This window comes from Oceanococcus sp. HetDA_MAG_MS8 (assembly GCA_019192445.1).
Classification (GTDB): Bacteria; Pseudomonadota; Gammaproteobacteria; order Nevskiales; family Oceanococcaceae; genus MS8.
Window position 1 is genome coordinate 1 of record JAHCMK010000009.1, and the last position, 20920, is coordinate 20920.

The 20920-nt window shown below is 57.6% G+C and carries 27 protein-coding genes and 1 pseudogene; 19 read left to right on the plus strand and 9 right to left on the minus strand.

From position 1 onward, the window contains the following. Window positions 1–171: 171 nt before the first annotated feature. From KI787_13510 to KI787_13555, 10 genes and pseudogenes are all read left to right on the plus strand, one after another. Complete coding sequence (locus KI787_13510; GenBank protein MBV6630967.1) at window positions 172–417, plus strand: type II toxin-antitoxin system CcdA family antitoxin; 246 nt, start codon at window positions 172–174, stop codon at window positions 415–417. Continuing rightward, complete coding sequence (locus KI787_13515; GenBank protein MBV6630968.1) at window positions 417–716, plus strand: CcdB family protein; 300 nt, start codon at window positions 417–419, stop codon at window positions 714–716. The genes KI787_13510 and KI787_13515 overlap by 1 nt, the downstream gene beginning before the upstream one ends. 142 nt (window positions 717–858) lie before the next feature. After that, window positions 859–1653 carry a hypothetical protein gene (locus tag KI787_13520; GenBank protein ID MBV6630969.1) on the plus strand — a complete coding sequence of 265 codons (795 nt, stop codon included), beginning with the start codon at window positions 859–861 and terminating at the stop codon, window positions 1651–1653. A 156-nt stretch (window positions 1654–1809) separates the two neighbouring features. Further along, complete coding sequence (locus KI787_13525) at window positions 1810–2364, plus strand: hypothetical protein (protein MBV6630970.1); 555 nt, start codon at window positions 1810–1812, stop codon at window positions 2362–2364. Between the two features lie 135 nt (window positions 2365–2499). Next, window positions 2500–2775, plus strand: coding sequence for a hypothetical protein (locus tag KI787_13530; GenBank protein ID MBV6630971.1), 276 nt, complete (start codon window positions 2500–2502; stop codon window positions 2773–2775). 118 nt (window positions 2776–2893) lie between these two features. Beyond that, a complete protein-coding gene (locus KI787_13535; protein ID MBV6630972.1) occupies window positions 2894–3577 on the plus strand; it encodes a hypothetical protein in 684 nt (227 codons plus the stop codon). A 102-nt stretch (window positions 3578–3679) separates the two neighbouring features. Then, window positions 3680–4330 (plus strand): LysE family translocator, encoded by a 651-nt coding sequence (locus KI787_13540; GenBank protein MBV6630973.1) that lies wholly within the window; start codon window positions 3680–3682, stop codon window positions 4328–4330. A gap of 52 nt (window positions 4331–4382) precedes the next feature. Then, window positions 4383–4967: a hypothetical protein gene (locus KI787_13545; protein ID MBV6630974.1), complete on the plus strand. Its 585-nt coding sequence runs from the start codon at window positions 4383–4385 to the stop codon at window positions 4965–4967. Between the two features lie 45 nt (window positions 4968–5012). Continuing rightward, complete coding sequence (locus KI787_13550; protein MBV6630975.1) at window positions 5013–5264, plus strand: type II toxin-antitoxin system RelE/ParE family toxin; 252 nt, start codon at window positions 5013–5015, stop codon at window positions 5262–5264. A 9-nt stretch (window positions 5265–5273) separates the two neighbouring features. Further along, a pseudogene (locus tag KI787_13555) lies at window positions 5274–5498 on the plus strand (HigA family addiction module antidote protein). 128 nt (window positions 5499–5626) lie between these two features. Here the strand turns inward: KI787_13555 and KI787_13560 are convergent. Next, the gene (locus tag KI787_13560) at window positions 5627–6028 is read right to left on the minus strand and encodes a PIN domain nuclease (GenBank protein MBV6630976.1); all 402 of its coding nucleotides are present in this window, start codon (window positions 6026–6028) and stop codon (window positions 5627–5629) included. Further along, window positions 6025–6219 carry a type II toxin-antitoxin system VapB family antitoxin gene (locus tag KI787_13565; protein ID MBV6630977.1) on the minus strand — a complete coding sequence of 65 codons (195 nt, stop codon included), beginning with the start codon at window positions 6217–6219 and terminating at the stop codon, window positions 6025–6027. The genes KI787_13560 and KI787_13565 overlap by 4 nt, the downstream gene beginning before the upstream one ends. A 115-nt stretch (window positions 6220–6334) precedes the next feature. Here KI787_13565 and KI787_13570 point away from each other — a divergent pair, with 115 nt between their 5' ends. From KI787_13570 to KI787_13605, 8 genes are all read left to right on the plus strand, one after another. Then, window positions 6335–6826 carry a hypothetical protein gene (locus tag KI787_13570; protein ID MBV6630978.1) on the plus strand — a complete coding sequence of 164 codons (492 nt, stop codon included), beginning with the start codon at window positions 6335–6337 and terminating at the stop codon, window positions 6824–6826. A 316-nt stretch (window positions 6827–7142) separates the two neighbouring features. Next, window positions 7143–7331 (plus strand): hypothetical protein, encoded by a 189-nt coding sequence (locus tag KI787_13575; GenBank protein MBV6630979.1) that lies wholly within the window; start codon window positions 7143–7145, stop codon window positions 7329–7331. Window positions 7332–7455: 124 nt separating this feature from the next. Next, a complete protein-coding gene (locus tag KI787_13580) occupies window positions 7456–7821 on the plus strand; it encodes a hypothetical protein (GenBank protein ID MBV6630980.1) in 366 nt (121 codons plus the stop codon). A gap of 156 nt (window positions 7822–7977) precedes the next feature. Continuing rightward, window positions 7978–8439, plus strand: a complete 462-nt coding sequence (locus tag KI787_13585) for a hypothetical protein (GenBank protein MBV6630981.1) — start codon at window positions 7978–7980, stop codon at window positions 8437–8439. Between the two features lies 1 nt (window position 8440). Further along, entirely contained in the window at window positions 8441–8827 is a 387-nt protein-coding gene (locus KI787_13590; protein MBV6630982.1) for a hypothetical protein, read from the plus strand. Window positions 8828–8959: 132 nt separating this feature from the next. Then, complete coding sequence (locus KI787_13595) at window positions 8960–9619, plus strand: HAD hydrolase-like protein (GenBank protein ID MBV6630983.1); 660 nt, start codon at window positions 8960–8962, stop codon at window positions 9617–9619. 109 nt (window positions 9620–9728) lie between these two features. Beyond that, the gene (locus KI787_13600; GenBank protein ID MBV6630984.1) at window positions 9729–10226 is read left to right on the plus strand and encodes a hypothetical protein; all 498 of its coding nucleotides are present in this window, start codon (window positions 9729–9731) and stop codon (window positions 10224–10226) included. A 71-nt stretch (window positions 10227–10297) separates the two neighbouring features. Continuing rightward, on the plus strand, window positions 10298–10861 hold the full coding sequence (locus KI787_13605) for a uracil-DNA glycosylase family protein (protein MBV6630985.1): 564 nt from the start codon (window positions 10298–10300) through the stop codon (window positions 10859–10861). An 11-nt stretch (window positions 10862–10872) separates the two neighbouring features. On the opposite strand, the gene KI787_13610 is transcribed toward KI787_13605, so the two are convergent. The 7 genes from KI787_13610 to KI787_13640 all read right to left on the minus strand — a co-directional run bounded on the left by KI787_13610 (window position 10873) and on the right by KI787_13640 (window position 19165). Beyond that, on the minus strand, window positions 10873–11325 hold the full coding sequence (locus KI787_13610; GenBank protein MBV6630986.1) for an META domain-containing protein: 453 nt from the start codon (window positions 11323–11325) through the stop codon (window positions 10873–10875). Between the two features lie 88 nt (window positions 11326–11413). Next, window positions 11414–12655, minus strand: a complete 1242-nt coding sequence (locus KI787_13615) for an NADH:flavin oxidoreductase/NADH oxidase family protein (protein MBV6630987.1) — start codon at window positions 12653–12655, stop codon at window positions 11414–11416. Further along, complete coding sequence (locus tag KI787_13620; protein MBV6630988.1) at window positions 12655–13083, minus strand: SRPBCC family protein; 429 nt, start codon at window positions 13081–13083, stop codon at window positions 12655–12657. Before KI787_13620 ends, KI787_13615 begins: the two co-directional genes overlap by 1 nt. A gap of 6 nt (window positions 13084–13089) precedes the next feature. After that, window positions 13090–13827: a dienelactone hydrolase family protein gene (locus tag KI787_13625; GenBank protein ID MBV6630989.1), complete on the minus strand. Its 738-nt coding sequence runs from the start codon at window positions 13825–13827 to the stop codon at window positions 13090–13092. A 118-nt stretch (window positions 13828–13945) separates the two neighbouring features. Then, a complete protein-coding gene (locus KI787_13630; GenBank protein ID MBV6630990.1) occupies window positions 13946–15487 on the minus strand; it encodes an NAD(P)/FAD-dependent oxidoreductase in 1542 nt (513 codons plus the stop codon). Window positions 15488–15650: 163 nt separating this feature from the next. After that, window positions 15651–16655, minus strand: a complete 1005-nt coding sequence (locus KI787_13635) for an alpha/beta fold hydrolase (GenBank protein MBV6630991.1) — start codon at window positions 16653–16655, stop codon at window positions 15651–15653. Window positions 16656–17272: 617 nt separating this feature from the next. Continuing rightward, window positions 17273–19165 (minus strand): DUF885 domain-containing protein, encoded by a 1893-nt coding sequence (locus KI787_13640; GenBank protein MBV6630992.1) that lies wholly within the window; start codon window positions 19163–19165, stop codon window positions 17273–17275. A 182-nt stretch (window positions 19166–19347) separates the two neighbouring features. Between KI787_13640 and KI787_13645 the strand changes: the two genes are divergently transcribed. Then, the gene (locus tag KI787_13645) at window positions 19348–20820 is read left to right on the plus strand and encodes a DUF839 domain-containing protein (protein MBV6630993.1); all 1473 of its coding nucleotides are present in this window, start codon (window positions 19348–19350) and stop codon (window positions 20818–20820) included. Window positions 20821–20920: the final 100 nt, after the last annotated feature.

A 20920-nucleotide genomic window follows, 5' to 3' on the forward strand; every position in this document is an offset into this window, starting at 1 on the left:
CGTTTGGCTGCGCCAATCCTCGCCCGCTCGCAAGTGCCGCTGAGCTAGGGCGTTAGGCGACTGAGCGAAGGGGGAGGCCAAGCGCGGTTACATACCCAAACATCCTGCAGCATTGATGCGCAGATAATATGCGCATATAGTTAAGTCAGTCTCACCGTGAGAGGTCTTGCCATGCAGGCTGCCGAAGCTACTAAATCTGTTCGTAAGCCTACGAATCTGTCCCTCGATAGCGCCTTGCTGCGAGAAGCAAAATCCCTGGGAATCAACGTGTCTCGATCTGCCGAGGCGGGTATCGCCGAGGCTGTGAGACTACACAAGAGGCAGAAGTGGCTGAAAGAGAATGCTACGGCATTGGCCAGTTCAAACGCTTACGTTGAAGCACACGGCCTGCCGTTGGCTCAGCACCGTCAGTTCTGATGGCGCGTTTCGATATCTTCCAAAATGAAGGTGGTGCGGGCTATCTGCTAGATGTTCAGTCTGAGCTACTCAGCGGCTTAAACACCAGAGTCGTTGTGCCGTTGCTGCCAAAATCTGCCGCTCCTTCTCCAGCCCAGCGGCTGAACCCATTGTTTGAGGTCAAGGGCCAGGTACTAATGATGGCAACACAGTTCTTGGCTGCCGTGCCGGAAAGTGAACTGCGCGTTGGTGTCGGTAATCTTGCCGAACAGCAGCACGAAATATCGGCGGCGTTGGATATGCTGTTTTTGGGCTTTTGACGCGAAACAACCTATTTATCAACGGTATACCGCGGTCGCCTAACGAGGCGCTCCAGCCGGTCACTTGCGAGCAGGCTGCCTTTGACCACGCGAATCATTGCCCGCTCGCAAGTGCCACTGAGCTAGGGGGAAAGCCCTCGGGATGACCAACATTATCTCCATCTCTGATCTTGTCGCTGCAGACATTGAGACCATATGGTCGCTGTCGTCTGCGCCTGACCAGCCACTTGCGGGAACAGTAGGCTGGTCATTCGAGGGAAACGGTATCCGCACACGGACGACCTTTATTCAGGCGTTTCGCGATCTCGGTCTTCAGTTCACAGAGTTGCCGAATTTTCTCAAGACTGAGGAACGCGTTGAGGATCTGGCCGGTTATCTCGACCCCTTCTACTCCCACTATGTTATTCGTGAGTCAGACCACAGTCGGCTCTTAGCCTTTGCTCAGGCGAGTTCACGCCACGTTATTAACGCCATGTCTGGCGTGGGGCACCCATGTGAAGTGCTCACGGATGCCTACTTCATCCACAAATCAGTGAAGCCGATCAGCAGTGCCACTATTTGTTTGTGGGGACCAACCACTAATGTGTTTCGCTCCTGGCACGAGTTGGCAACGGTGATGGGGGCTCAGGTCATTCAGGTGTGTGATGAGCGCTACCACGAGGTGGATTCGGTCATCCGCTTTGACACGCAACCTACAGGTCCTGTGGACGTAGTCATCACTGACTCCTGGCCGAATGATTCCGGAGTGCCGACTTCACTGACGGAGGATCATCTTGCTGCCATGGGTTTTCCCGCACTCCTACCCACTCCGCCATATTCCATTGGTCGAGAGCTCAACTTCGATCCTCTGCGATACCAGCGGTTCTTGGGTTACAGCCAGAAGCAGTGGCTACTTCCAGTACAAAAGGCGATCATCCGCTATGCGAGCCAGGCTTAACAATACGCCGGACAATTTGAAGCAGGCTGCGTTTGGTTAAGCTAATCCGCGCCCCCTCCCAAGTGGCGCGGAGCTAGGGTGTGGGGCGAAAGCCATGTCCGCATCCCCGCTGGGAATGCGTTACATGGTTGAGATGCCTGCTACTGGAGAGTAATCATGTCGCTTGCCCGCTGCGCTGCACTCTGCTTGATTGGAGTTCTTCCTGCCTGCGGTGGTGGAGGAAGCGACACCGCCGGCGCTGGGTACTGCGAATCGGGCTTCGTTGGCGGCCAGTCTTCGTGGGGCTGCACCTCGTGTTCGGGTGTGGACCCTCTAGACGATAATGACGATTTTTCTCCGGCCATTGACGGTAACTCTGCGACCTTCACAGACTTCGGCCTCAACACTGGGGGGCAAATCCGGATCACAGTTGAAGCGCCCTCGGGGTCCTTCGAGACCGGAAGTAGCGCTGGGGTACTGATGCGTTTTCCCGAAGGCAGCTACAACACCATTGGAGTCCAGTTATCCGCGACTCGCGATGGAGCCGTCGTCGCCAGCTCTGGTGGATTGGACAATGTTGCAGTTGCTGGGAACGTCGAAGGCGCAGGAGCAGATCGTTTCTACAGCTTCACCCCACAAGCACCATTTGACTCCATCGAGGCAGTCGTCTCGGTGACCGGAAACACGCAGAGAGTTAACTTTCGGGTGTACGAGTTCTGTGGCAACCGCTAGTGATACTCGCCAGCTCTGCGGTCGCCCAACAATGCACTGTAGTCAGCCACTTGCCAGCAGGCTGCGTTTGGCTGTGCCTCCTCGGCGGTTCGCAAGCGCGCGTGAAGTCTAGCCTTAGGCTAGAGGAGATGGATTATGAGTAAGTTCCAGTTGGCCTCTTTGGTTTTAATCCTGGTAGGGCTCGTCGTTCTTGCGGTCGGTCTATACGCACTATTCGCGACTGGTGACTGGAAGTCAGGGCTTCATCAACTAGGAATGGCGTTTATCGTTTTTTCATTTGCCTGTGCGCCCCAACTCTTGTTTTGGCCGATCAGCAAGTTCTTTATCGACGAGTCTTCGATGTCAACCGCATGTACCGCGTTCACCTGGGCAGGGCTTGCTTGCTTTGGTCTTGGTTATCTCGGTGCCTGAGCGCCAAGCAACCGAGGCATAAGCCCTAGGCGGAGGTTGAAATGAATCAACCTCACTTCGATTGTATGCACTGGGCCGATTTTTATTATAGTCATGCGAACCCTGGAGGAATCCTCTTGTGCCAGTCGTCCTAGTTGTATTGCTTGTTCTAACGGGTTGCGCTGCGAATTACAAAGAGATCCCCGACTCTGTCGATGTTCGGGAGCTTGCGCCAGGTAATGGGGCAATTTACGGAAGCATGGTCTCAATCAGAGGGGGTAGAAGCTATTCTGCAAACGCGATTCGTCTAAGGAAAAAGGATGAAAAAGACGAAGTTCGGATAGTTTCTGTAAAGCCTTCGGACTTTGACGGCGCTTGGCCTAACGTATATTCCGACCCAGTCGTCGACGGCGTTCCATTCTACTTTGAGCTCGAAGCAGGAGAGTGGGAGTTTTTCACCTACGGTTTTGGGACTCTTGTAGGAGGCGGTTATAAGTCGTGGAGTCCTAGGAGGGAGTTTTCTGTTCCTTTTTCGGTGACGCCAGGGCAGTTAACCTATGTCGGCGAGATTAGTGTTTGCGGAATGACTGGGAAAAACATATTTGGGCTGCCGATTCCTATTGGGGCTTTTGTGTCGTTCAATGATCAATACGAACGTGATTCGGATTATGCTGTCAGTACATTCGCAGGGCTCGAAAAAAACGGGATGCTTAGAGGCGTGCCACAGGCAGGCAGTCGAACGGAAGGTGTTGTGGGCTTTGAGGCTCGGTCGTGCCCTCCAAGGTTTGACGGCGAAGCCCAACGAGATCTGGCGCCCAACTAGGCGCTACAGCTATGGTTTGATTCGCCCCCATTTTTGCTGCCGCAACAACCTTCGTCACCTCAAAACTAGCGGAGCTTAGGTATTGGGCGCAGAGGAGCGCAGATGGTTTCAATATTTTCTTCCCAAGAATCAGCCATTGTTTTTGTAGTTTCAGCCTTGGTGCTGGCGGTCACTCCTGGCCCCGGTGTTGTTTATATCGTCACGCGAACTCTTGCTCAGGGTCGTGTCGCGGGCTTCGCTTCAGTACTTGGAGTGGCTGCAGGCAACTTTGCCAACACTGTTGCTGCGGCGGCTGGGTTAGCTGCTGTACTACTCGTGTCCTCTACGGCTTTCTTGGCATTAAAGTACGCTGGGGCTGGCTATTTGATCTATCTGGGCGCAAAGGCGCTTCTTGCAGATCGACGCGTAGACAGCGGCCCAAGCGCGCCCAAAGTTAAGGCACAAAGAGTGTTCCTGGACGGTTTTTGCGTCGCGTTGCTCAATCCTAAAACCGCGCTTTTTTTCGCCGCTTTTCTTCCTCAGTTCGCAGTGCCAAACCCACCATTTGGCGCACTCGTCGCGCTCGGGGCGCTATTTGTGGGTATCGCATTGCTGACGGATGGGGTCTACGTTCTTTTTGCGTCGCGAGTATTTTCGTGGCTTAGCAGGCGCAGGAATAGTGGCAAGCTAGTATCGCGTGCGGCTGGTATTTCGCTAATAGGGCTAGGCGTGTTCGCTGCGTTTTTCGGAACTCGCACAGCTCAACAACCATGAGTCTGTCGCTCACTAGTTGTTGTGATGGCTCATTCAATTAAGGAGACAAGTCATGCGTAGATTTCTTGGAGTATGTGCGTTTGGTATCGCTTTGGGGCTTGGAAATGCACATGCGGAAACGCCTCTGCCAAAGGGCTGGTCGTTGGCCGGCAGTAACCCAGCAAGCTATACCGTCCAATTAGACGGCGAGCTCAAAAAAGCGGGCATGCAGAGTGCCAGACTTGAGGCACCCAATAAAACAGAAGGCTTTGGGACTCTGATGCAGTCCATATTGGCCGACCCTTACCGGGGAAAGCGGCTGCAGCTTTCGGCATTCATAAAAACCAGTGAGGTCCTAGAGCATGCTGGGCTATGGATGCGGGTAGATGGGCCCAGCCATATAGTCGTTCTAGACAACATGAACGATCGACCGATCACCGGGACAATAGGATGGAACAAGTTCAAGGTTGTTCTTGATGTTCCGGCAAATGCCTCAGCGATAGCCTTTGGCGTGTTGCTGGACGGTGCTGGCAAGGTCTGGATAGACGATGTGAACCTCAGTGTGGTGGGAGACGATGTTCCTGTCACGGCAAGCCCAAGGCTAAGAGGAGCTCAAGAGCTTGTAGCTTCCCCAACAAACTTGGACTTCGAGATCTAAGCTGTGACCCGGTCGCCTCGCATTTGACTCCTTGTACACAGAGGCTTGGAGAAGTTTTTCCACAAAGGAAGTAAGTCTGGTATCCAAGCCACGCATGCTCCGAGGCTTCGTCTCATCTTAGGTCGGCTTAATGCTTCCACGAGCCCCGAAGACATGAACCTCCCAGGTTTGCCTCTTCACCCGCTCGTCGGTAACCGTGAAGGCATTTGGTCGGTAAAGGTCAGCGGTAACTGGCGGGTCACTTTTCGATTCGTAGGCGAGCATGCTGAGGTCGTGAACTACGAGGACCATCACTGAGGTTGAATCATGTTGATGCACAATCCTCCCCATCCCGGCGAAGTGCTTAAAGAACTGTGCCTCGAGCCTCTAGGGGTCACGGTTACCGATGCTGCCAAGGCTTTAGGGGTCAGTCGCAAGACACATTCCACACTCATCAATAGCCGTGCTGGCATTAGCCCGGAAATGGCCATCCGGCTTTCTATTGCCTTCGACACATCGGCATAAAGCTGGCTCAATCAGCAGACGCAATAGGACCTTTGGCAGGCGGAGCAACATCGCTCCGAGCTGCGTGTTGAAAAGTTGTCGGCCGCTTAGGTATGCAGCCGTTTAGAAAAAGGAGGACGTACCCTATTTGCTACAAGTGCCGCAGAGTTCGGCTGTTAGGTGCTTTGGAATGCCCGTTGCAGCCCCAGGTGCTCGTGGAAGGGTTCAAAGTCCCGGTCGGCCTGCAGTAGTGGCAATTGGTGCTCAATGCAGTACGTGGCAATGACGCAGTCGATCGTTTTACGCACCGTGAATCCCTTGGCGCGTAGCTTGCGAAAATTCTTCGCGCTTTGTATCGCCACGGCTCTGCCAGCCAGGTCAAGGGTGGTCACCGTCTCGAAGAGTTCCAGGGCTGTGCTGAAGTCCTTGTCTTTACGAAAGCCTTGGAGCACTTCTGCCAGCATCAGATCACCCATGGCAACGGGCCTTAAGCCCAGGCTTTCGGAGAGAAACTGCGTTTCAGCGGTATCTGCGCCGTTGAAGAAATCGATCCAAACGCTGGAATCGACCAAGATCACGAATCAGATCTCATCTCTTCAAGGTCGCCTTCCCAACGGAGTTTGCCTTTGAACTGCTTGATGCGCTCTTGTTTCTTCAGTCTGATCAGTGTTTTGAGCCCAAGTTCGACGGCCTCTTTCTTGGTGCGAACGCCAGTCATGGCCAGGGCGTCCGACATTAAGTTATCGTCAATTTCAATGTTCGTCCGCATGGCGTGGAAAATGTGTATGAAGGAATCAAAGTATACACACTGCCTGCTTCTTTGGAAGAACATGGGGACGTACCCTATTTGCTCGCTGAGATCAGGTCTGAGCTAGGCTAAAGCGATGAACAAAGTGATCTGCAGTATGTGCGTTCTGGTGCTGGTTGCCTGTGCGGCTCCACCGCCTGGCGCTTTCGTCCAAAAGGCGGATGCTCCGCAGACGGGTAGTCACATCCGTCGAGCCAGGTTCTTGTCGGATATCCCCATGGACAAGTCCTATGCCCAGCTTTCGGCCGAGCAACAGGCCTTGGTTCGGGCGTTGTACTCCGACCTGCCGGCTGATGCAGAGCCGCCCTTTCCCAAAGAGGGCATGGGGGCGATCACCACAGAACTCGAGAAGGCTATGCGGGTGATTCCTGTCGCTGGGGAGCTGGTGGCTGTGGCAAATGTCGACGCCGCAGGGGTAGTGCAGTCGGTGTCCTTCTACAAAACACCCAGCCAGGATATGGCTCAGGCCGTCTCCCGCATCCTTGTATCGACTCCCTTCAAGCCTGGTCTTTGCGCGGGCCAGCCTTGTGCGATGACCTATCCGCTGCGGCTTGTATTTGAGCGATAGGTGGAATGTTTAGAGGTAGTCAGGCGATGCAAGCCGAAGGGATTAAAGAGAAACTGGGGACGTACCCCATTTGCTCACGCATTGAGGGTATGAGCGACTTTCTGCTCTTACCGGTCAGCCACCCCTTGATGACGAAAAGTGCCGCCGTGTTGCGATCGGCGCATCAATTTTTGAACACGGGCCAGTTTCTTCGCTAAGTTACACAAGGCCGCTGGGTGGGTGCTTGGTCGGCAGCAGATCTTTGCTTATTGACTGGGCCGGCGTATGGTAAAGGTTGATTCAAGCCGTCTGGAGGTGCGCCATCACTACCCAAATCATGATCGTTGTTCTGGGGAGCTTTTTGATGGTGGTGGGCCTGGTAGAGCGGCACTGGTTGAATGTGGTTGTTGGGTGCTTTGTGGCCTACAACGCCTTGAGCTTGATCATTGCCTTCAAGACCGGGCGGCGCTGGTCCGCATGGGCATGGCTGAAACGCAGATTGGCTGGGCAAGCTGGCTTAGTTTGAGGCTTTTTAAAGAAAGCGCTGAGACTATGACTGTGGAAGAAGTAGGGACGTACCCCATTTGCTCCCAAATGGTCCCTTCGGCGGATACTTGCAAGAAGTCTCCGCATAGGCCGCAGGACGTAGAATGGAAGCCACGCGATATTTGGTCTTAAAAGATCACGCTAGTGAGTATCCTGACCCCATCACCTTCGCTAAAGGTGCTGCACTTGCTGTAGGCAAGAAATACGAAGGTCCGGAGGATTGGGACAACTGGTGGCTTTGTGAAACGCCAGGACAAAAAGCTGGTTGGGTGCCGGCGCAGATTATCGAGATCAGCAGTAACAATCGTGCTCGTGCGCGTGAAGCCTATACGGCGAAAGAGCTCAATGTGAAGGAAGGTGATTTCGTTCACGGTACAAGAGCTCTCAACGGCTGGGTCTGGTGTACGCGTATCGATGGCTTGGAGTCAGGGTGGGTTCCTCTCGCAAATCTGCAAGTGGCACACGAGTGAAGCCCAAGGCAGAGCGGCGGTCTCATCATTCATTCAAACCGTCGCCGCTTCGCTGCGCGGCTTTCGCAGTCCTTCGCGCCCCGTACCATCACATCAAAGGTCATGGCTTGAAGTTAATGTGACGGTTCTGCGCAAAAACGCATGGAGATGGGTTGAGTGAGGAAAATTCTTTGTACCGTGCAGGCTGAGCAGGTTGGCGATAATCACAAGAGAGCCTTGGAGTCCGCCCTACGGCTGCACTACTCCAGTTACCTCTCGGCAGCGGACAAGCTCGCCATCATTTGGTGTGAGCTACCTTCGGATCAGGGGTTTACAAATTTCGAACAGCCCTGCGTATCGCTCGTCGTTATCGAGGCCCAAGATGGGTTGGATCAAGTGGCACGCGAGAAAATGTTGTCGGCTTGTGCTTCAGATTGGTCGAAGATTACGGGTATCGCTATGGAACGGTTGATGATCTCCGTTTTCGATGAAGCGCAGTTCGCCGTATACATGGCAGCCAATCAGCGCCGAATGTCGCCACTGGGTCGCATACGTTTCGCCTTGCACATGGTGGCTAGTCTTATGCGTTCCAAAACCACGCGTGGCTTGCTTGTTTTCAAGCCCAACCTGAGTCGTTGATATGCCTCTTTACACACTCGCGTGCCGCGATTCGCTGCCACAACAAGTCCGGGAGACAGTAGCGGACGCAATCACCCGTACGCACTGCCAAATTACAGATGCCCCGCCAGAGTTTGTAAACGTCATTTTTATGGATGGCTATGGGCTCAAAAACCGGTGGAGCATGGCTGTGGTTGGTGGTGTACGTTCCGGAGGCAATCGAAACGCGGAACTCATTGAGAAGCTTCGCCAAGCATTGCACCAAAACATCGCCTCCGCGGCGAACTTGCACGAGGATAAAGTGGGCATCGAATTGGTAGGGGTCAAAGCGAGCTGGGTCATGGAAGGTGGGAAAATTCTGCCCGAGCCGGGCGCAGAGGACGATTGGCTGAACAATGCCAACAGCTAGCAGTGCTATGTGCATGCCGTGCACAGGCATTTTGAGGCTCAACAGCTGGCGGACGTTGAAGCTGGCGGGACTGCCGCTTATGTTTGTGCACAAACAGATGCCGCTGGGAAGGTTGGTGAATGCAGGCCTGAGATGGGCATAGTTCCAGCTGCTTACGTTCTGCTCGACTTGGATGGCACGCTGACTGATCCAGCTCCCGGCTTTGTTGGCTGTATCCGCTATGCGCTGAATACTCTGGGCATTGCGGCACCATCGGACGAGCACATCACCAGCCACATTGGTCCGCCCTTGGAAGAAACGCTCACGCAGTTGCTAGGCCCAAAAGCTGCAGATGCTCTACCTGAGGCTATACGGTTGTATCGGGAGCGATATTCCAGTGTTGGTTTATACGAAAATTCCGTGTACGCGGGTGTGGTCCCCGCGCTGGAGTCAATGGTGGCCAGTGGGCAGCGGCTGTATCTGGCGACCTCCAAGCCGCAGGTGTTTGCAGCTCAGATTCTCGACCACTTCGACCTGACTCGACTTTTTTCAGGTGTTTATGGCTGCCAACTCGATGGTACTTACGCGGACAAGCGTGATTTACTTGCGTTTCTGTTCCAACAAGAAGAGGTGGCGCCGCAAAATGCGGTGATGGTGGGTGATCGTCTGCACGACATTCGCGCCGCTCAATCGAATAACACCCAGTCACTCGGTGTGCTCTGGGGCTACGGTAGTGAGGCAGAGCTGAGGGCTGCCAAAGCGGACGCCATTATTTCCAGTCCTGCGCACCTAGCGCAGGCCGTTGTCATCTAAAAAATGGACATCAGGCGGATACTATTAAGCCGGCATCCCTTTCGGTGCGCTCATGCTGGCCCGCTCATCAACTCTGCGAACCTTTAGCAGCTTAGGCAAAGGAGAAGCCGTGAAAAAGTTGTTCTGTCTCGTTTTTCTGGCGGTCATCGGAGGCTGCTCCCATACACCCGCGGTGGACGGCTACAAACCTGTCGACAAGCAAGCCACTTATGAGCAAAGGTTGCTCATGGTGGGCACTTGGTTTGGAGACGCTCCGACCAAGGACGGGGGGAGGAAAATGCACATCGTGGATCGCTTTCTCGACGGGACCATGAAGATTCGGTTCCGCCTTGTCGATGCACAAGGGAACTCCGACGAACAAACGGAGCTGGCCCAGTGGGGGCTCTCCGGAGATATCTACTTCACGATATCGCGCGGAATACTGGATGGAGAAGAGTTCCACGAATTTGACCTCAGGCAGCCGTACTTTAACGACGCCTACGAAGTGTTGGAGCTCACGGAGGCCACCTTCCACTATCGTCATTTGGTGACTGGCAGTGAGTACACCATCCACCGCGTCGAGAAGGGTTTCGACTTTCCATCTAGCCCAAACCAGCGCGCCCTGTAGCCCATAGAACAACAGACCACGACTGACAGTCACAACCGATGCGGGCAGCCACAGCGCCAGCCTTGAACGAGATGCTCTCCCAGGTGCGGGCCTGCCGCCTCTGTGAAGACGAGTTGCCTCTCGGGCCGCGTCCGGTGCTACAGGTGTCCTCTACCGCCAAACTGCTGATTGCAGGACAGGCGCCGGGCTCCAAGGTGCATGCCAGTGGGGTTCCCTTTGCCGATGCCAGCGGCCGGCGTTTGCGGGAGTGGTTAGGGCTGTCGGAGGCGCAGTTTTACGATGCGGCGCAGGTGGCCATTTTGCCGATGGCCTTTTGCTTTCCCGGAACAGGGAAGGGCGGTGACAAGCCCCCACCGCCACGCTGCGCCCATACCTGGCGGCAGCCCTTGTTGGAACTCATGCCAAAGCGGGAACTCACCATCATGCTGGGGCGTTATGCCTTGGATTGGCATTGGCCGGAAACCAGCGGCCGCCAGCTGGCCGAGATCATCGCCGAGCAAAACCCAGCCCGTGACGTACAGCTTGTACTGCCCCACCCCAGCCCGCGTAATAACCGGTGGTTAAAGCAGCATCCGTGGTTTGTGCAGGAGCAGCTGCCCATGTTGCAGCAGCGGGTGGCCCAGGTTCTTAGCTAGGCCAGAGCGTATTAGTCGGCGGATGGCTCGGCATCAAAAGTTGCCAAGCTGTTGCCCTGCGCATCCAGCAATTGCAGCATCTGATCTTGGATGCGCCAGCCTTTGGATTGGCTCAGAACTTCGCCCAGGCGGTTATCCCAGTCCATGCCCTGAATGCAGGCGCGTTTGGTCATGGCCAGGTCGCCCACCTGCAGCCCGGCTTCGTCGATGGTGTAGCGTCCCATCAAGCGGTTACAGCCGCCTTGGCCACCTAGCGCACCCTGGGCCCCAAACTCCACTTGTACCGGCTGCGCCGGAGCATCGCTGGGGGTGTCGCCCTGATCCAGGCTACGAAGGTTCCAACGGGTATCAGTCAAACTGGCCATGCCTTGCACCGGTTCTGAAAGTACACAACCACTGAGGCTAGCAGCCGCCAGGCCGACGAGCAGCAAACCGCGTTTGGCATTGTTCCAAGTCATTGTCATGGGGCCTTTGGCACTCGTTTGGTTTCTTGTCCACCATCCTAGCTCGAAACCATGTTGTGGATGTGTTGGAGGAGCGGCGTGGGGCTACTTAGCTGCGGGCCACCATGAAAGCACCCAAGCCCAAGGAGCGGGTGGTTTCCAGCAGGCTGCGCCAGGGCGATAGTTGGGGGTGGGGTTGGCGATCTCGGCCCAGCCTTTGCAGCTGCAGCTGATACCAGGTCACATTCAGCAGTCCGGCTTTATCTAGTGCAGGAATGCCGGTTGTGAGCTTGGGCAGTTCGCAGGCCGGGGCATTGTCTTGGCTGAGCAGGGCATGCGGCCAGTTAGGGTAAAGGCATAAGGGTCTACCCAAGCCAATGACATCCGCACTTCCATCGGTCAACGCGGCTTGCATGCCGGCTTGGGTGCGAAAGCCGCCGGTGAGCATGATGGGGGCCGGGCAGTCCTTGCGTAGCGCCTGGGCGTAATCTGCGAAGTAGGCTTCGCGCTCACGGGTGGAGGCCTTCTGCATGGCACCCACCATGGCCGCGGCTTCGTAGGTGCCGCCCGAGACCTCAATCAGGTCCATGCCATCGGCAGCCAGTTGCTTGGAGACCTGCAGAGAGTCTTCCTGGCTAAATCCGCCGCGTTGGAAATCGGCCGAGTTGAGCTTGATTCCAATGGCGAAGTCATCGCCCACCGCACGGCGGATGGCGGCATAAATGCGCCGGGCAAAGCGCGCTCGGTTTTCCACCGAACCGCCCCATTGGTCGCGCCGTTGATTATGCAGGGGCGAAAAGAACTGGCTGACTAAATATCCGTGAGCGGCATGAATTTGCACGCCGTCAAAACCGGCTTCGCGAGCACGCTCGGCGCTGCGGGCAAATTGGTCCACAATGCGCAAAATGCCACTTTGGCTTAAGGCTTCGGGCTGAGCAAAGGCCGAGCCCATGGCCGACTTCATACCCACGGCTGAAGGAGCCACGGGTTTGCGGTTCACCAAAATGGGGGACTGTTTGCCGGGGTGGTTGAGCTGCGCCCAAAAGCGGGTGCCATTCTCACGGCCGGCCTGGGTCCAGCGGCGAAAGGCAGCGAGTTCACTTACGGTATCTAAGACCACATTTCCGGGCTCACCCAGGTGCTCGCGGTCCACCATGATGTTGCCGCTGACCAGCAGGCCGCAGCCGCCCCGCGCCCAGCTGCGGTAGAGCTGCTGCAGGCGTAGATCGGGCTGGTGGTCAGCGTTGCCCAGCTGTTCGCTTAAGGCAGATTTGGCCAGGCGGTTGGGCAGCACCTGCCCACAGGGCAGGCGCAGCTGCGTGGCTAGCGGGTTCGTGGTGGAGCTAGTCATTAGGCGGTTTGGCGCGCCAACTTGCTCAAGCCCCGACCAATGGCGGCTTCCAAGGCCTTGGCGATCAGTGGGCCCGCCACGCTAGGACGTCCTTCAAAGCCAATGGTCCATTGCACTTCACAGCCGTTGTCTTTGGGCGTGAACAGCACTTCGCCAGCGTGGTTCTTCACTGGCCCACCAAAGCGGCTGATGCGATAGCCAATTTTTTGATTGGGCTCAAAGGTGGTGACGGTTTCCTGCACCCCAACCGGAGCCGGGCCAATGCGGCGCACCGAGCCCAGGCCGTTGGGGTCGCCCTGGCCATCACGAATACGTTTGACGGGGGCGCCGAGTACGGTGCCCAGCTTGTTGTGGTCGGCCAGGGCCGCGAAGACGGTATCGACCGGGGCGGAAAAGCTTTGCGAAATACGAACGGTTTGGCGACTCATAAGGCGTTATCCAGTGTTTGAAGTGGCCGCGTCGCCCAGTTGGCGCGCGAAGAAATCCAGAGTGCGTTGCCACACCACGGCGGCATCGGGACGGCCCCGGCTCAAGCTGCGAAAGCCGTGAGGCATGTCATATTCATAGGCTTCCAAGCGTTCACCTAGCTGCTCACGCAGCAAACGGCGGCGGCGAGAGGGGCAGAATGGGTCGGTTTTGGCCCAGTGGCCTTGGATGAGCCGCACTTCGTGCAGATCATCCTTGCGCGGTACGCCCGAGCCTTCCAGGCCAAGCGAGTGGTGGTAAATCACGGGGGCCTGCATATCGGGGCGTTTGGCCATATGCAACACAAAGCCGCCGGTGAGGCAGGCGCCGATAATGCCCAGCTTGCCATTGCATTGATTATCTACCTTCAAGGCATCCAGCAAGGCATGTACTTCCTGCGCCAAGGGATTGTCGGCGGTGTTTTTGCGGCCGGCCGAGTGCACCATGGCGCGAATGCAGTAACGGGTGGCGCCCACGCCCGCGTAGAGGTCGGGCAGGTAGACCACGTAGCCGTGCCGGGCGAGGTCTTCGGCGTCTTCGCGATAGGCGTCCAGCACGCCAAAGATCTCGTGTAAATACAGGATTCCCGGCGCGCTGGCGCTGGAGTCGGGCGCCACCACTTCGACCGGAACTTGCCGATCTCCGACATTCACTTGTATACGCCGATGATGCGGCATGGTGGTGTTGTCCCCTGTGGTTGGCTGCACGCAGTGTGCATCGGCTGTGTTGCTGGGTCTAGCCCCTAAGGCATTGCTGCTTAAGCCTGAACGAAAAGCGCAGACCCTGAGGCCTGCGCTTTGGCTACGATCATGGAGATGGCCCGTTTCAGGACGGTGCCAGTCCGGCGCGCGTGGTCAGGGCCCGGATGGCGGCCATGCCGCGTGTGGGGGCATCTTGACCGCTGGGGCGGCTCAGAATGCCATCGAAGGCAATCACGCCATCTTCGATGGGTGCGTGCCGAGCGGTCTCCACATCTTTGGGGTAGTCCTGCGCAACCAGCCAGGGACCACTGGCGCCTTGCCTTGGCAGATGTTTGTCGGCGCGTTGAATGTAGCCCGATTGCAAAGAGCCCATCACGCTCTCATCGCGGCGCACGCCTTCACGGTCACGCGCCACCGCCTCTACATGGCCATACATGTCCATGTGGTTGAGCAGTCGGCAGATGTACTCGGCGGCAATATCGGCTTTGAGGGTCCAGGGTAGGTTGGTGTAGCCGAATATCATCCCGGCATTGGGCACGCCCTCAACCAGCACGTTTTTGTACACCATGGTGTCGCGCACCGAAACGGCTTTGTTGTCCACATGCAGTTGGGCGCCGCCCAGCATTTGCACGTCCAGGCCGGTGGCGGAAATGATGATGTCGGCCTCCAGGGTTTGTCCGGACTCCAGCTCAATACCCGTTTTGGTGAAGCGTTTGATGCGGTCGGTCACCATGGAGGCTGTACCGGCCTTCAGCGCTTTGAACAGATCACCATCCGAGACCGCGCAAAGGCGCTCGTCCCAGGGGTTATAGCGGGGGCTGAAGTGACGCATGCTGATATTGGGGCCGACCTGGGCGCGCACCAGTCCACGCAAAAAGCGCTTCACCACAGCGGGTCGCCGTTTGGAGGCCTGATACATGAAGCGTTGGGCGGCCAGGTTACGACTGCGGGTGATGCGATAGGCCAGCATCTTGGGGAGCCAGCGTTGGGTTTTGCCGGCCAGCGGGTCGAACTTGGGTACCGGCATCATGTAGGTCGGCGAGCGCTGCAACATGGTCACATGCTCGGCTTTGTCGGCCATGGCGGGCACCAAGGTCACGGCGGTGGCGCCGCTACCAATCACCACCACTTTCTTGCCGCTGTAGTCCAGGTTTTCTGGCCAGTGCTGGGGATGAATAAGCTGGCCAGCAAAGTCTTTTTCGCCGGGGAAGTCGGGCTTAAAACCGGTGTCGTAGTTGTAGTAGCCGGTTGCGCCCACCACAAATCGCGCTGTGAGCTGGCTGGTTTTGCCGCTGGCTTCGTCCAGCATGTGCACGGTCCAGCATTTGTTCTTGCTGGACCAATTGGCGCCAGTCACCTTGCAGCCATAGCGAATGTTCTTGTCCACCCCGTATTCGCGGGCGGTGTCGCGCACGTAGTTCTTGATTTCGCTGCCATCGGCCAGCACCTGCCCGCCGGTCCAGGGGCGGAAGTTGTAGCCGAAGGTGTACATGTCGGAGTCGGAGCGAATGCCGGGGTAGCGGAATAGGTCCCAGGTGCCGCCCAGGTCCTGACGTCGCTCGAGGATGGTGTAGGTCTTCTGCGGGCAGTTGCGGCGCAGATGGCAGGCCATGCCGATGCCGGAGACACCGGCACCAATAATTAGTACATCGAAATCAGTCTTCATTGCGATTCATCGTCCTCAATTAGTCTTCGACGGCCGGGACGGCATGTCGCGCCGTGAGTAGCAGCGTTCATCGAGCCACTCCTAACCGGGTCAGTCCATTTCCGTACGCACTAGAAAAACACAAAATGCGTTCATCTGCTAGCGCGTGTAGTCAGATTCTGTTTTAGGCGGCGCGCTGCCATCGGCGGGGCAAAGCATGCGCTTGCTCCTGCCAAAACCGGTGCAGCATGCGTGCGCTCAGACGCGGCGCTTCTACCATGGGTAGGTGGCCAATGCCGCGCAGGATGCGGCTTTGCGCCGTGGGCAGTAGCGCCCGCGCCGTATGAATGCCGCTGACATGAACCAAGCGGTCATGGTCGCCCCAGAGCACCAATGTGGGGGCTCGGCAAGCCGATAAGCCAGGGGCGTCCACATCGGGCATGTGGCGCATGAGTTCGGCAAAGAGATGCGCGTTGAGATCGCGTCTGGCAATGATGTCGCCGGCCATCACAGGGGCCAGACTCAGGGCCAAGCCCCGGTGATGCATGGCCAGTTTCAGTAGCCGATGCACGCCGGCCAAGTTGGCCGGTAGCATGGGGTTGACCCCCTGCGCCAGCTCCCGCTGAAAGCGGGTTTGGGTGGGGCTATGCAGGCCAGCAGGGTTCAGCAAGGCCAGAGTTTGCGTTAATTCGGGGTGGCGGCCGGCAAGCAAGCCGGCAGCAGCGCCGCCCGCGGAGTTGCCTACCAAATGCACCGGGCGACCAATTTCTCGGCGAATCCATTCGGCGACGCGGCCAACTTGATCTTCTAGCCCATAGCGAGCGCTGGCATTGAAGCTGCTTTCACCCCAGGCCGGTAAGTCAAGCATAAAGAGTCGGTAGCGGCTGCTGAGGAGCGGTGCCAGTGGCAGCCAATTTTCTTTGGCGGAGCCAAATCCATGCAACAACACCACAGGCTCCGCCGACTCACGACCGGTTTCTAGCCAGGCCATATCGTGATCTTGAATGCGTCGGCTGCGCCGTTGTACTCCAGACAGGCTGCTGTGCCAGCGGTGCATCCGCGCTAAGCGCGAGCGAGGCGCTTGGATGGAATAAGGGTGCGGGGCCGTGGTTGCGGCTAAATAACCGTCGCGAACGGCATGCAGAAAACCATGCTCGGCGGGTACTGGGCCCGGAAGTAGTAAAGACATCCGCAGCCTCCTGCTTTGTGACATCGATTGATGTAACGGTATGGAGGGGCTTTATTACTTGTCAAGCAGTTTTAGTTGTTTCGCCCTAATAAATGATGCTGCGGCGCAATAAGGGAGCCGCTTTGCGCGCCACGGGACTAGCCGGCTCTCGTATAGCCTTTCTTCCTTGCTCGTGGGCTTTTTGCGCGAAATACAGGGAACTCGAATGTGGCTGTGCCACAAGTCGGTGGGGGGGCAGGTGGGGTGTTGGTCCGTTGGGGTCGCTGGCCCTCGCGCCGCTGCGCGGTGCCCTCCGGGGTCTTGCACTTAGTGTGGTCGGCTTGACGCGACGTCGTGTCGCGGCAAGCCTCAATCGGCCGTCCATGGCCGATTGACCACAGTCGCTGCAAGCCGCCTACGGCGCTCCGGAATGCGGCCCCAACCCACCACCTCAGGATCTGTTGCGGAGTCCTACCCCGCAATTGCCGGCTGCTGTGGGTCGCGCTGGATTGAGCCGAGTCAGACCTGGACGAGCCCTAACAAACCGCTCACCCGTTCAGCCCACACACTGGCGTGAAGTCCAAAAAAAAAGGCGGTGATATTTGGCATCACCGCCTTGATATGCCGGGCCTGCTGCCTCAGGCCTTGGTGGCCTGCTCCTTGGCAATCCACTGCTCAACGCGGCGCTCCAGAATGGCCAGCGGCATGGCGCCGCCACCCAGCACGGTGTCGTGGAAGGCGCGGATATCGAAGTTCTCACCGAGTGCTTCTTCAGCACGGCGGCGCAGTTCCTGAATCTTCAACATGCCGATTTTGTAGCTGGTGGCCTGGCCTGGCAGCACCAAATAGCGGCGGACCTCAGAGCGGGCCTGCGCTTCGGTGATTGCGGAGTTGGCCAGGAAATACTGCACGGCTTTTTCTTCGCTCCAGCCCTTGGCATGCAAGCCGGTATCGAGCACCAAACGGATGGCGCGCCACATCTCGGAGCCGACGCGGCCGAAGTTGGAGATAGGGGTTTCATAGGTTCCGGGAATCTCGGTGGCCAGCCACTCTGAGTACAAGGCCCAACCTTCGGCGTAGGCCGTAAATCCGGCCTGGGTGCGGAAGGTGGGCAGGTTCTCGAGCTCCTGGGCAATGGAAATTTGCATGTGATGGCCGGGGTTGCCCTCGTGATACGCAATCACCTCCAGTTCGGACTTGGGCATGGCCGTCATATCCGAAAGGTGGGCGTAGTAGGTGCCAGGGCGTGAGCCATCGGGCGTGCCGGGGTAGTAATGCTGAGCCGCGCCGGGTTGTTCGCGGAAGGGTTCTACCCGCTTCACCACCAGCTCGGCCTTGGGCATGATGCCGAAGTACTGCGGCAGCTTTTCGGTCACCAGATCAATGGCGGCGGTAGCGTCATCAATGTAGGCCTGGCGCCCGGCATCGGTATCCGGGTAGTACAGGCGGCGGTCATCCTTGGTCTCGCGCAGGTAGCTGAAGAACTCTTGCAGGCTGCCTTCAAAACCGAAGTCTTGTTGGATCTCCTCCATCTCCGCCCGCAGCCGCGCGACTTCGGCCAGACCGATCTCATGAATCTCGTCTGCCGTCAGGTCGGTGGTGGTCTGGTTAGCCAGACGTTCGTTGTAATAAGCCTCGCCATTGGGCAGAGCAGTCACACCCTGGGCGCTGTCGCCAGCTTTGGCTTGGTCTTCAATCTGCCAAGCAATCAGGCTGGCATAGGCGGGCTGCAGATCTTCGACGAGGGCCTTGCGGGCGGCGGTTTTGAGCGCCTCGGCTTGCTTCTCGTCGATGGCCTCCTGCTCCAGCAACGTGGCAACTTTGCTTTGCACGTCGGCCCAGAGGGCGCTGTCTTCGTCGCTGTCATCAAAGGGTTGGCCCGAGATGATTTTGCGGCTTTCGTCAATCACGCTTTCGTAGGCGAAATAGGGTGGGCGCACGCCCCCTTCAGCCACCAGTTTCGACAGTCCCACCAACTGCTTGATGGCCCGAGCGCTTTCGCTGATGCGCTGGATGTAGTTGCGCATGTCTTCATGGTCTTCCACTTTATGGAAGGCGATGAGCAGCTGCGGGAAGAAGCCATGAATGGCGCGCATCTGCTCGAAAACGTAGCGGTTCGTGCGGAAGGCATTGGCGGCCAGGGCTTGCTCGGCCTGATACACCCAGATGTCGTAAGAGGTTTGGCCTTCTGGCGTCAGCTTGTCGTAATCGAAGCTCTGGCGCAGCTCTTTCAGGTGCGCCCGCGTGCGCGCCATTTCCGCATCCATGGACTCGATGGAAAAGTCATCAATTTGGTTTTGGAGCTCGTCGCGGCCCAAAAAAGTGAGCTCAATGGGGCTGTAGAGCAGCTCCTCTTCGTAGGTTTTTTCAAACCACTGATTCAGTCTCTGAGTTTCGCTTTGAACGCCCTTGTCGGCCTGGGCGTGAGTGTCGGCGGGGGCTGCAGCGCCGGAGGGCTGAGCGGACTGATCCGGCGTTCCACAGGCCAGGAGTGCCAGGGTGCTGAGTAGCAAGAAAAGTGAGTTGCGCATGGGGGTCCTCAAGGCGTTGCAATGGTCAAATGGTGCCATGCCCGGCGGTGCTGTGTTTCACACTGGGTGCACGGCTCCTCCGGAGGCGCACGGGTAAGGCCGTTCATGGGACCTTGGTCATGACCCTGTAACAGCGCGGCCTCATCCTAAGGAAGAACCTTAGGTACAAGAGAAATCCCCCCATGTCCGCATCCCATGATGTGTCGCTCAAGCGGCGCGAGTTTCTACAGTCCATTTTTTTGACCGCGGGTGCCATGTCATCGCCCGCCCTGCTCACCGCCTGTGGTGGTGATGGTGACACGCCTACCCTGGCGGGCTCCCTGCAAGGCGATAAGGCCATGCTGCCGATCGAGCCCGGCCCGCTTTACAACATTGGTCCGCTGGTGGATGCCGGCGTCGATCAGGCCATGGTCCCGGAAGGCTTCAGTCTGCGCCGCGTGGCTGCGCATTTGACCAATCCTGTCTCTGGTCTATTTGATCCCTTGGGTGCGAGTGGCTACGTGTGGCACCAGGCCCCGGATGGCGGCGCGGTCTTCGCTGCCGGCGACGGTGGCTGGGTTTACGCCTGTAATAGTGAAATTAATCCCGGTAGTGGCGCCTTCGGCTCTTCCCGTGACGGTGGTGTGGGTGCATTGCGCTTTGATGCCGACGGCAATGTGGTGGATAGCTACCGCATTCTGGACGGTACTCGTCGCAACTGCGCAGGCGGTGCCACGCCCTGGGGTACCTGGATTAGCTGTGAAGAAGTAGGCGATGGTTATGCCTGGGAATGCGATCCCTTTGGCAGCCCGGCCGATGCCCGCCGCCTTGATGGCCTTGGCCGTTACAACATGGAAGCGGCCGCAGTCGATCTACCCACGCGCACGGCCTATGTGACCGAAGACAGCGGCAGTGGCCGTTTCTACCGTTTCAGCTCAGCGCCTAATGATGTGATTGTGGGTTCGGATGGCCAATTGCGCCTGAACATGATCGAAGGCCAACTCGAAGTGTTGGAAATCGAAGGCTTCGAGAATGGTGGCTATATCGAAACCGACGAGGCGGCCCGTGAGCTGCGTCGCGTCCGTTGGGTGCCCGTGGTGCAGCCCGAGCGGCCACAAGGCCAGGTGCGTGGCGAACTCGCCGATGCCGGTTTGCCGGTGCCGGGCACCGTGTTCCGGGGCGGGGAAGGGCTGTGGATTTACGATGTGCCTGCGCAGGCTCAGCGCGTGGCGCCGGGCAGCGAGGCGCCCACGCGCGCCGTGGCCTTTTTTGCCTGCAAGGGCGACAACCGGGTTTTCGCTCTGGATCTGGACAACGACCTGATTCAGTCGGTTTTCGACAACGAGTTCATTGACCCGGCCTTTGATGACGTGGATAACGTGGTGGTCAGCCCCTCCGGCGATGTGCTGGTAGCCGAAGACGGCGATGGCATGCGCCTGATCGTGGTGGCGCCGGGTAAGCCGGCCAAAGTGCTGGTCAAGATCAATACGCCGGGTTCCGAAATTACCGGGCCGGCCTTCACTCCGGATGGCTCGCGGCTGTACTTCAACTCCCAGCGTGGGCCCAACATCCCGCTTCAGAACTTGGATCTGATCGCCCAGTTCCCCGGCCTGCGCAATGGCACCGGCGTGACCTACGAGCTGACCATTCCCGAAGAGTTTCGTCGGCGTAGCTGAGTCATGGCTCAGCATGACGGCTGAGCCTTGCATCCAGCACAAGGAAAAGAGGGCTTCGGCCCTCTTTTTTTGTGGTTCCTCAGGTCTTGGTGTGGATTGA